Genomic DNA, 11,278 nt, shown 5'->3' with positions numbered 1-11,278 from the left:
CGACAACGTGACAGCGGGGTCTGCTGCACCTCGGCGCCGTCCCCGTCGAACTCCCGCACCGGCGTACGGCAGGCACATCAACGTGGTGGTCATGCGGGAGCCTCCGAGGAGAAGGAGTGAGGCGTGGCCGACGGGGCGATTTCGGCGAGTCGGCTGTCGAAGGCGCGCAGCAGATCAGGGAGCCGTTGCGGCCAGGAACCGGTCAGCGGAGCCTGGACGACGCATTTCAGGGTCCCGTCGGGCAGTTCGCACACCTGGAGCTGAACCTCGGCGACCGCGCCGACCGGCGGCACCGGAACGGCGTGCATCCTCACCGGACCGGCCGCATGCTCGACGCGCTGCCAGTTCTCGAAGGCGAACAGCACCTGGTAGACGGGCATCCGACCACCGGCGACCGTAGGTACGGCCCGGACGACTTCGTAACGGGGCAGCGCGGAGCCCAGGACACTCTCCCGCACGGCAGCCCAGACCCGCTCGACCACCCCGGGTGCGGACAGCTCGGGCATCCGCACCGGCAGGATGTTGATCAGGCAGCCGAGTTCGTCCTCCTGCCCGGCCGAGCGGGTGGCCACCGGTGTGCCGACGCAGAAGTCGGAGCCGCCGGTGATCTCGGCCAGAGCCCGGCCGTACGCGGCCAGCAGCACCGCGAATGGTGAGCAGGCGCTGCGCCTGGCCTGGTCGCGCACCGCTTGCCAGGTGCTGGGCGGATAGGTGGTTCGGAGCTCGGCCGACCCACCGACAGCGAGCTCGTGCTGGTTCGGCGCCGGGCTGCCGTCCGGGGTAGGCAGGTCGGCCGCCCCAGTCAGCAAGGCGCGCCAGTGTGCGGTGAGTTCGGCGTGTTGCGCCGGCGTGAGTTCTGCGGCCTCCACTCGTTCCAGCACGGGCAGATCGGTCGCGACGCCGTCGACGGCCCGCGCGTAGGCGCACGCCAGATCGGCGGCGAACACCTCCTGGGAGAGACCGTCGAAAGCGATGTGATGGACCGCCAGGAAGACGGTGGCGCCCTGTGCGTCCGGGGCGACTGCGGCCCTGTAGACGCGGCCCGCGGCGAGATCGAAGGTGTCGGCGTTCAGCAGGGTGGCGGCCGCCTCCTCGAAGCCGGTGCCGGACTCGAGGCGCAGCAGCGGCTCTGTGACCGGCTCCGCGAGGACCTTGCGGACCACCTGCTCATGCTCGAAGTCGAAGGCGGTGCGCAGCGCCTCCTGGCGGCGGGCCACTGCCGACAGCGCTGCGTCGAGGGCAGGGAGATCGAGCGGGCCGTCGACGCGGACCTGGGCGAGGATCCAGCCGGCGCGGCTCGCCGGGTCGATCTGCTCACCGAGCCAGAACTGCATTTCCAGAGCGGAGGCCAGCTGAACCCGCACCGTCGCGTGGTCAGTCACAGGAAAGCTCCTTGTTTGCGCCTGTGGGGTTGTTGGTGCTGATCGGAGCGAAGAGTTCCACGCGTCGCGGCAGCAGCCGGGCGAGGCGGTCGATGGTCCCGGGCTCGAACAGTGAGGTCCGGGCTCCCCGGGGTGTCGGCCGCGAGCGGGCGGGCGATCGCACCGCCCCTGCGGGTTTGCCTCCAGAGATTCTCCGCCACCTCTGCTGAATTTCCAGACGGGATTTTGGCGGGATCGGAGTCGAATCCCATTCGGTCGCCTCCGATTCCTGAATGGGGCCGAATCCCTCGCTGTGTCACCTTGTGTCACGGTTCACCGGAGGTGGTCGGCTCCGTCCAGTTTTCACGACCGCAGGACGCATGGCCTGGCTCAACGGTTTCGTCTACGCTACAGCGTTGCAGGGAAAACGATCAATGTGATGCGGATCACATTGCCCGACTGTGGCTGTTTTTCTTGATTTCCCTCCTTTTTCTCGATTTCACTCCTTTGATAATGCGGCCTCCGTGAATTTTCCCTCAATGAGATCAAAACGCCTTCGCGGCCTGACTCGACGAATTCTGATGGGGGTTCATCCGGAGGGGCTCAGGCCTCCGGAAGCCGGCGCACGAGGACTCATGAACGATCGAGGCTAACGCGGTTTTCCATCACGTCCGCGCCGTCGCAACGCGGCGCTCATACGTTCCAGGGTCTCTTCCAGGACCTGCGGGGACGTACCGAAATTGAGCCGTACGAATCCGTCGCCGCCGGCCCCGAAGGCCGGACCGGAGAAGAGGAGCACCTTGGCCTCGTCGCGGAAGAAGGGCATGGGGTCCGGACCGATCCCCAGCTGCCGGCAGTCGAGCCAGGCAAGGAAAGTGGCCTCCGGAGTCTGACATCGGATCCCCTCCGGGAGCCGCTCGGCCAGCAGCCGCCGGTTCCGGTCCAAGATGGCCAGCACTTCGTCCAGCCAGGCATCGCCCGAGGTCCAGGCGGCCTTCAGTGCCTCGACCGCGAGCACTCCTACTTGGCCGAAAAGCAGCCCGCGCCGGGCGTCGACGGCATCCCGTACGGCCCGCGGTCCTATGTGTGCCAGCGCGCAGCGGATCCCGGCGAGATTGAATGCCTTGCTCCCCGAGGTGAGGGTGACGGTGCGGGCAGCGATTTCCGGGCTGAGCGAGGCGAAGGGAATGTGCTGGTGCGGGGCATGGGTCAGGTCCGCGTGCACCTCGTCGGAGATCACCAACAGGTTGAACCTGAGCACGAGTTCCGCGAGTGACTCCAGCTCGTCACGGCGGAATACCCGGCCGGTGGGGTTGTGGGGGTTGACGAGGAAAAGCACACGGCAGCGCCCCGAGCCCTCGTCCGCCGCGGTCCGCTCCATGAGCGCGGGATCGAACTCCCACCCGCCCTCGCCCTCCTGGATCGGAACGGTCAGCGCCCTGCGGCCGATCCGCTCGATGACATCGACGAACGGCGGGCAGACGGGGGTGTGCAGAAGGACCGCATCGCCTGGGTCGGTGGCGACCTGGAGCGTCGCGAGCATTGCCTGGTTGATGTCCGTGAACAGCCGGACGTGCGTGGGATCAGGCCTGTGGCCGTACCGCTGCCGCGTCCGCTCGGCGAACACCTCGCCGAGCGGGCCGCCGCGGCTCTCATCGAACCACGGGGGGTAGCCGAGATCGCCGTCGGCGCGGCGCAGCAGGGCCTGGCGTATCGCGGGTGCGGTCGGAAAGTCCATGTCCGCGACCCAAGAGGCCAGCATGCCGTCTCCCGCGGTGGCCCACTTCTCCCCGTCCCGCTGTGACAGGCGGCTCAGTTCGAGGGAGTCGAGAGCAGTTAACGAAGTGTCGGCGTTCATAGTCCTGTCCGGTGTCGGTTGGATGGCACAGCGCTGTGCGGACCAATGTCGGTGCAGTGCCGCACGACGGAGAGGAGGCTGGTACGGAAAGTCGGCGGCAGGAAACCGATCGCTCGGCAGAACTCCTGCGGGGCCCCTGGCCCTCCAATCGCATCCCCACAGTCCTGTTGGGCCGCAGGGGAGTTCCCCGAGTACGTCATGGTTGCCCTATGAGGGGAGCACACAAGGTTATGCGGCAGACTTCGGCCGCGAAGTGTGATGTCGGCCACATTGCGGCGTTCGCAACCCGCCGGTACTGTCGCCAACAGCGCTTTCCTCAGCCCGGATTAGACGCTGAGGCTAGTCGCTCGCAAAGCTTGGAGCTTCCTGGCCCGGCAGTCGGTGCGCCCATGCGCCCATCCGATATTCACAGTCGAATTACATCTGCGATGTCGAGAATCTGTGACAGGAGACAGGAATTGTCCTCCCATGCCGCCCAAATCCCTGCGGACCGGCCGCGTGGCGTCGAAGCACCCCGTTGCACGGGGGTAGTGCACCGAGACATTCCCGGTCTTTACGCCAGTGCCGTCAGGGATGTGGCGGTGTCCTGTGTGACCGCACCGGAGAGTGTGCTGCTCGCCGGCTTCGCCGCGCTGCTGTACCGGTATTCCGGCCAGAACCAGGTTGAGTTCCACGTGCGCCGCGAAGGAGGTGAGGACTCGCTGCTCCGCTTCTCCGTCACCGGGGAGAGCACGCTCCGCGGACTGACCAGTGCGGCCGGTACCGTGGCGGCCCCCGGGAAGGAGCCCGCGCGCATCGGCGTACGTTTCGGTGCGGATCGGGCCGGCGAGGGCGATCAGCCGTACGAGGCCGAGCTCGTGCTGCCCGTGGCCGAGGCGGCGTCCCGGTCGGCCGCTCTCCGCTTCGACGAGCGACTCTTCGAAACGGCGACCGGCGACCAGTTGCTCGCCCACTTCCAGAACCTGCTTGAGGACGGCGCGAATCGGCCGGACCAGGCGCTGGCGGATCTCGTGCTTCTCACTGGGCCCGAGGCGCACCGGATCCTCGTGGAATGGAACGACACCGCTGCCCAGCTGTCCCGCGAGGAGAGCTGTCTGCACGAGGCGTTCGAGGAGCGGGCCGCGCGGTCCCCCGAGGCCGTCGCCGTGATCCAAGGAGCGACCCGGCTGACGTTCCAGGAGATCAACGTCGCGGCGAACCGGCTGGCACATCATCTGAGGGACCTGGGCGTCGGCCCCGACGACCGCGTCGGCCTCTACCTTGAGCACTCGCCCGATCTGCTGATCTCGATGCTCGGGGTGCTCAAGGCCGGCGGGGCCTATGTGCCGCTCGACCCCGGCTATCCGCAGGCCAGGGTGTCCACCATGATCACCGGTGCTTCCTGCAAGGCTCTGATCAGCCATGGCAAGCTCGCTGCCGCTCTGACCGGGGAGGACTCCGTACGGCAGGAACTCCTGGTGTTATTGGACCGCGAGACCGCCGCCCTGTCCGCTCGGCCCGATCACGACCCGAAGGCCCAGGCCGGGCCGGACAACCTCTGCTACGTCATCCATACTTCCGGTTCCACCGGAAAGCCGAAGCCGATCGCGCTGCGCCACCGGGGCGTGGTGAACAACATCGAGGATCTCAACTCCCGCTTCGCTGTGGGCATCGGCGACAGTGTCCTCGGCCTGTCATCCCCGAGTTTCGACATGTCGGTCTACGAATTCCTCGGGATGACGGCGGCAGGCGGCACTCTCGTCCTTCCTGCGCCCGGCCGGGCCAAGGATCCGGCGCACTGGGCCGAACTGGCGGCGGACCACGGCGTCACGGTGTGGAACACCGCACCGGCGCTGCTGGAACTGGTACTCGATCATGTCGAGCGCGGCGGGGGTGACGGTCCCTCACCGGTGAACGCGCTGCGGCTGATCATGGTCGCCGGAGACTGGATCCCGCTGAAGCTGCCCGGACGCGCCCGCGGAGCCGCGCCCGACGCCAGGTTCATCTCCCTCGGTGGGGCCACCGAGGCCTCGATCTATTCGACGATATTCGAGGTCGAAACCACCGAACCCACCTGGAGGAGCATTCCGTACGGGCGCCCGATGGCCAATCAGCGCACATACATCCTGGACGAGTCACTTCAACCCGTTCCGCCGGGTGTAACAGGCGAGTTGTACCTCGCCGGCGTCGGCCTCGCGCTCGGCTACTTGGACCAGCCCGCCTTCACCGCCGAGCGGTTCATCGAGTGGACGTATGGCACAGTGGCCGACGAGCGGCTGTACCGCACCGGCGACTTGGCGAGGTTCGGTGCCGACGGACTGATCGAACTGATCGGCCGGGCCGACCTTCAGGTGAAAATTCACGGGCTGCGGGTGGAGCTGACCGAGATCGAGTCCGTACTCCGCGACCATCCTCAGGTCAAAGAAGCGGCGGTGACCGCACAGACCGATGCCGTCGGCGTCCCGGTCCTGGTCGGATATGCCGTGCCGCGCGACGGCGAGGTCCTGGACCCGGAGGACATCCGCAGGACCCTCGCGGCCAGCCTCCCGGCTCACATGGTTCCCGGCACTGTGCTCGTGCTGCCGGCCATGCCGCTGAGCCCCAACGGGAAGCTGGACCGCAAGTCGCTTCCCACGGCCCCCTCACCGCACGAGGAGCGCCGTGGCGCCACCGTGCCCGTGGGTGCCGAGCCCAGCGGTCCCTGGGAGAAGCGGATCGCCGCGGCATGGCAGGACGTTCTGGGCATCGATGCGATCCGGCGTGACGACGACTTCTTCGCCCTGGGCGGCGACTCGATGAAGGCCATGCGCAGTATGGCGCAGGTGCCCGAGCTGACGTTGGTGGCTCTGCACCGCCATCCGACGCTGCAGAGCCTGGCCGCGTATCTTCAGGCCACGGCCGCTCCGCCCGGGGCGGGGAACTCTGACCCCGGGCCGAGCGGCGCAGCGTAAGGGACGGCAGCGAGCTGCTTCCGCTGCCTGCTCGGTCCGACAGACCGAGCAGGCACCGCAGCACACAGACGGTGGCCGGCTGGGCGGGCCAGATGCCCGGGCGTCCGTCGCGCGGGTACCAGCCCGCGAAGTCCTCGTCGCACCACAGCCCGTCCCGCCGGTCTCTCACCCACATCGCCGTCGTACCGCCCGGGTTGCCCGCCCGCGCGATCTGCGCGGTCGGAGACGGGACTTGCCCACCGGAACGGGCACGGAGCGACAACGGACACCTCGACAACTGCATCGGTCTTCGCAACAGCCGCGGCTGCCGGGTGAGTTCTTCGATGCGGGCCCGGAACTGCCTGGCCTGGTCGGCCAGTTCGCGTTCGCAGAAACCCCGGTCGAAGCCCTCAGGCCGGCGCGCGCACGTGAACGATTGAGGACTGATGTGGACGTGACATTTGAAGACATGACCTAGTAGGGTCGAGTAAGATCGCGGGTGAGTTCGAGGTCGCACCGAGTGGGCCCTCGATTGAAGAGTTGCTGGACCGCCACAAGAAGAATGCGGCCGGGCTTTGAGGATGTCCCAATCCGTGACGGATCGGGATGTGTGTTTTTCGGGGAAGGACGGGAACGTCCGTCGGTGGCCCGCCGGAGTAATCGCGCCATCGATGTCCGTGTTCGGGGATAAGATCCTGGAAGAGCCAGAATCAGGGGGAACTGATGGCCACGCACGCTATTCAGAAGATACGTTCGGGGGGCGGCGGCATTCAGATGCACCGCCCGGGGGAAGTGTCCGATCTGGACGCGTTTCGGGAACGGCGTCTGACGCGCAGGCGCCGGCTGTCAGATGATCTGGCGAGTGCGAGAACGGACACCCGTTATTTCCCTGTGCTGTCGGTACTGGCGCCCGTCATGACCCAATCCGAGGGTGAAATCACCTATCCGGGCGACCCGATGTGTCTCTACACAGCGCTGAGCGCTGCCGTGCACCGTGCCGTGGCGGACGCCGGCCCGCTGGAGGAAGCCGTGCACTACAGCGACCTCGCGCCCGAGTGGACCCGGTTCCCGTCCAAGGAGTACCGGCTCTCCGCCAGTGACGACGGATACCGGGCCTACGGCACGTCACCCAACACCGACCAGACGGTCTTCGACCCCCGGGTCTGGGACGACGCGGCGCGCACGAGATGGCTGCGGCTACTGCGCGAGGTCCAGCCCAGGGTCGTGCTCATCAGCGCCGTGTCACCCGCGCACCGCTACGCGCTCGAGATCGCGAGGTTGGTCAAGCGCGAGGTCCCGGATGCCTTCGTCATACTCGGAGGCCGTCATGTGGACGAGACCGTCACCTGCACCCCCGACGGCCAGGCCCTCGTGCTCGAACCCAGCAGCACGGTGGCAGTCATTCAGGAGGGCAAGGCTCCCCGAGTGGTCGACGCCGTCGTCGGCGGCGAGGCCTACTTCGCCGTGGACCTGCTCATGCGGGCCCTCGCCCTTGCCACCGATCTCGACCGGCGTTGGGTGGACCGTGACCAGGTCCTGCCGTGCCTACAGGGGCTGCTCGCCGAAGAGGGTCCCGTGGCCGGCACGTCGGTCGTCGTCCTGGCGGCGGGGGAGACCTTCGACGCCGTTCCGCTCCGTGGCCGAACGATCGACCTCGCGTCCTTACCCTCGCCGTACGAGGCATTCGCGATCCGATCCCGATTCCCCATCTTCACTCGCCCCGGGACGGGGGAGGTGATGCGCACCGCGCACTTCATGGTGTCCAACGCCTGTCCGTACCGATGTAATTTCTGCTCCGAGTCGTCGCAACTCGGTACTGGGCTCAAGCGGTTCAAGGACGATGCGATAGGTGCGGCGGCGGAGCGGGTCTGTGAGTACGTCAGCTACGGAGCCGAGTCGCTCTTCTTCGACGACTCCGTCTTCTGGAGCGGTCGGTATCGGGACATCGAGAACTTCTGCGAAGAGCTCAGCCGGATCCGCCGGGACGAGAGCGGTTCACTCGAACCGCGTTACCGCAGATTCGTTCGCGAGGAAGACGATGTCCAGCGGCTGCGCGACCTCCAGTGGGGTGCTCAGCTGACCGTGGACACCCTCGTCGCGCTGCATACGGCTGAAGAGTCGTCAAAAATCCTGCGAAAGATGAAGGATGCCGGATGCAGCTACATCTACATCGGCATCGAGAGCATGTCGACGCAAGTCATGAACAACATCCACAAGAATATCCGCCGGGACGAACGGAAGCCCTGGAGGGAAAAGGTCAGGGAAGCTGCGGCCCTCGTCAAGGCGCAGGACCTGCAGCTGGGAACTTCCGTTCTTTTCGGCCTCGACGGTGAGACGCGGGACAGTATCGACGAGACCATCCATGAAGTGGGCCGTCTCATCGACGACAAGCTGATCGATCTGGCTAGCCCGAATATACTCACCTATCACCCCGCGACACCGGTCACGCGCCAGCACGGCATGCAGGACCAACTCGACTACCACTCCCCGCGCATCGACAACCGAAAGCCCTATATTTATTTCGAGGAAGCTTTTCCCGGTGTCGTCTCCGCCCTCCTCACCGAGGACGACATCTGGCACATTCACAGGGAGACCGAGAAACGCTGGGGTGGGGCCCGCAATGATGCTGCCGTAGTTCCTGTCCAGGAAGAGCAATCCGACAGTCCCCGGCATGTCCACGCCGGACTATGACGACATCTAAAGGCGCCCAGAGGCTCCGGGCATGGCTGTGAGGGCTGAGCCGCTGGATGGCTTACGGGACGTGCCCACCCGGAGCCCCGTGACGACTCGACGGCTGATGGGGATACGCGACTCGATCGCTGCTGTAGGACAACGCCGGCGAGGTCGTCCGCGGGATCGATGTGAGTCGAGCTGGCGGGAGGGGACGTGACCAAGATCTGGGCCGGGGTGGATATCGGCAAAACGCACCCCCATGTCGTGGTGATCAACGAGGAGGGCGAGTGGCTGCTGTCCCGCCGGATCGAGAACGACGAGACTGAACTGCTGGCTCTGATCGGCGATGTGCCGGCGATATCCGACGATGTGCTGTTATCGGGGGTGCGCTCTAATCATCTGAGCTACCGGCCTGTTGACCAAGATCATACGTACATACCGCAGCTGTTTCCTAGCCGCTGCCTGAACAGGAACGACGAGGATCAATCGCCGTGCGTCGCACCATGATGAAGTCCAAGATCCACCGAGCCACAGTCACACAGGCCGACCTCCACTACGTTGGTTCGCTCACCATCAGCTCCGACCTCATGGAGGCCGCAGATCTACTGCCCGGCGAGAAGGTCGACATCGTCGACATCAACAACGGGTCCCGCCTCTCCACCTACGTCATCGAAGGGCCGAGGAACACAGGAATCATCGGCATCAACGGTGCCGCTGCGCGACTCATCAGCCCAGGAGATCTCGTCATCATCATCTCCTACGCGCAGGTATCTGATGAGGAGGCCCGCGACATGAAGCCCCAGGTTGTCTTCGTTGACGAGGACAACCGAATCATCACTGCCGGCCATGACCCCGCGGAGGCCCCACAGGACAGCGGACTCCTGCGTGGCGACAGGATCGTTCCTCCTTCCTCTCAAGACATGGCACGCCGGCAGAGCCGACTCGCTGGCTGACCTGGCCTCTGCGGCCAGCGCCTGGAGCTGCTCGGTGGTGAGTTTGGTGCGCCTGGTCTTGGTGTTCGACAGCCACACTCCCAGTTTCACGGTGTACTCCTGGCCGTCTCACACGGTCTCTTCGTGAGTCCTGGGGAGAGTCCTGGGGACGGTCGCGGAGTCTGTGCGCTGAGCGGTGTGACCAGGGCCAAAAGCCCGCGCACCACGCGTCCGGCTCCCGAGACCGCCCCCTCGGCTCGGGCACATGGGCCTGTCACCACGCCCGGCCGTCCTCGAAGCACCGCCTGTGCATGCCAGACCGATGGACGCAGAGCCGCGCTGCTGCCCAGCCCGGCTACTCATCCGCACGGCTATGCCCATGCGACGCCCAGCTCCCGCAGTGTTTCGTCCAGGAGCGGTTCTTTTGATCAGTGAGCGCTTTCAGCGTTGCCGCTCCAGGGTGAGGATGGCTGCGGCGATGACGGTCATCCGGTTGGGGCTGCAACGGGATCTGCGGAGGATCCGCCAGGACTTGAGTCGCGCGATGCTTCGTTCGACCGGTGCTCGTGCCGCTGACAGGGCCCGGTTGATCGTTCGCTGAGTCGTGGTGAGGCCCCGGTTCGGGAGCCGTCTGATCGGTGTGGTCACCCAGGCGCCGGCCCTGATGTAGGCGCGGTCGGCGAGGATCGGAACACCCTGGCGTTCGCAGATCCGGATGATGCGGTGGGTTCGGGCCGCGGTCAGGTCGTGAGTGCGGCCGGGCAACGCGGGTGAGATCCACAGCAGCTTGAGCTGCTCTGGCTTTCGTGGAGTCCCTGATGTCTGGGTTTGTTACGATCCAGGCGTAAGGAGAACCACGAGCAGTGCCAGCACCACGTAAGTACCCGGATGAGCTCCGTGAGCGCGCCGTGCGCGAGGTCCGGTCGACTGGCCGGCCTGTCGCTCACGTGGCCCGTGACCTCGGCATCCACAAGGAAGCCCTGCGGTCCTGGGTCCGCCAGGCCGAGGCCGACTCCGGAGAGCGGGACGATCGCCTCACCACCGCCGAGCGCGACGAACTGAGGGAACTGCGCAAGGAAGTCGCGGAGTTGAGGCGCGCGAACGAGATCCTCAAGGCCGCCAGCGTGTTTTTTGCCCAGGAGATCGACCGTCCCCGGACGAGGCCGAGCAGGTGATCGACCACCTGCGAGACGGCTTCGGGGTCGATCCCGTCTGCCGGGTGCTGAAGCTGTCGCCGTCGACGTACTTCGCGCGCAAGCAGCGGCCGAAGTCGGCCCGCCGCCTGCGCGACGAGGAGCTGATCTCGCTGGTCACAGCCGCGTGGGAGGACTCCGGCCGCACCTGCGGCGCCCGCCGCGTCACCCGCGCCCCGGTCCGCGCCGGCCACCGGGTCGCGCGGTGCACCGTCGAGCGGCTGATGCGCGAGATCGGCATCGAGGGCGTCATCCGTGGACAGCGCCGCCGCACCACCCTCCCCGAGCCGGCCGCCCCGCGCCCGTCGGACCTGGTCAACCGGCACTTCGCCGCCGAGCGCCCGAACCAGCT

At 66.6% G+C, this 11,278-nt stretch carries 7 protein-coding genes and 2 pseudogenes; 6 read left to right on the top strand and 3 right to left on the bottom strand.

Annotation, left to right across the window (positions count from 1 at the left end):
- Positions 1-89: 89 nt before the first annotated feature.
- Positions 90-1,382: a condensation domain-containing protein gene (locus tag ACFQ87_RS17350; RefSeq protein WP_380611615.1), complete on the bottom strand. Its 1,293-nt coding sequence runs from the start codon at positions 1,380-1,382 to the stop codon at positions 90-92.
- 628 nt (positions 1,383-2,010) lie between these two features.
- A complete protein-coding gene (locus tag ACFQ87_RS17345) occupies positions 2,011-3,219 on the bottom strand; it encodes a MalY/PatB family protein (RefSeq protein WP_380611614.1) in 1,209 nt (402 codons plus the stop codon).
- 590 nt (positions 3,220-3,809) lie between these two features.
- Here ACFQ87_RS17345 and ACFQ87_RS17340 point away from each other — a divergent pair.
- The 4 genes and pseudogenes from ACFQ87_RS17340 to panD all read left to right on the top strand — a co-directional run bounded on the left by ACFQ87_RS17340 (position 3,810) and on the right by panD (position 9,754).
- On the top strand, positions 3,810-6,149 hold the full coding sequence (locus ACFQ87_RS17340; protein ID WP_380611613.1) for an amino acid adenylation domain-containing protein: 2,340 nt from the start codon (positions 3,810-3,812) through the stop codon (positions 6,147-6,149).
- A gap of 702 nt (positions 6,150-6,851) precedes the next feature.
- Positions 6,852-8,819, top strand: coding sequence for a B12-binding domain-containing radical SAM protein (locus ACFQ87_RS17335; protein ID WP_380611612.1), 1,968 nt, complete (start codon positions 6,852-6,854; stop codon positions 8,817-8,819).
- 180 nt (positions 8,820-8,999) lie between these two features.
- Positions 9,000-9,176: pseudogene (locus ACFQ87_RS17330) on the top strand (transposase); the annotation flags it as partial.
- A gap of 128 nt (positions 9,177-9,304) precedes the next feature.
- Positions 9,305-9,754: an aspartate 1-decarboxylase gene (gene panD / locus ACFQ87_RS17325; RefSeq protein ID WP_380611694.1), complete on the top strand. Its 450-nt coding sequence runs from the start codon at positions 9,305-9,307 to the stop codon at positions 9,752-9,754.
- A 420-nt stretch (positions 9,755-10,174) separates the two neighbouring features.
- On the opposite strand, the pseudogene ACFQ87_RS17320 reads toward panD, so the two are convergent.
- A pseudogene (locus ACFQ87_RS17320) lies at positions 10,175-10,522 on the bottom strand (transposase family protein); the annotation flags it as partial.
- Between the two features lie 74 nt (positions 10,523-10,596).
- Between ACFQ87_RS17320 and ACFQ87_RS17315 the strand changes: the two are divergent.
- Together ACFQ87_RS17315 and ACFQ87_RS17310 are read left to right on the top strand one after the other, a co-directional pair.
- Complete coding sequence (locus ACFQ87_RS17315) at positions 10,597-10,908, top strand: transposase (RefSeq protein ID WP_380611611.1); 312 nt, start codon at positions 10,597-10,599, stop codon at positions 10,906-10,908.
- The coding region (locus tag ACFQ87_RS17310) for an IS3 family transposase (protein WP_380611610.1) at positions 10,905-11,278 on the top strand (374 nt) is incomplete at its 3' end. The genes ACFQ87_RS17315 and ACFQ87_RS17310, both read left to right, overlap by 4 nt.

Origin of the sequence: Kitasatospora sp. NPDC056531 (assembly GCF_042794375.1) — a bacterium.
In the GTDB taxonomy this organism is placed as follows: domain Bacteria; phylum Actinomycetota; class Actinomycetes; order Streptomycetales; family Streptomycetaceae; genus Kitasatospora.
The sequence above is the reverse complement of the archived record's forward strand: the minus strand, read 5'-3'. Positions and strand labels throughout refer to the sequence as shown.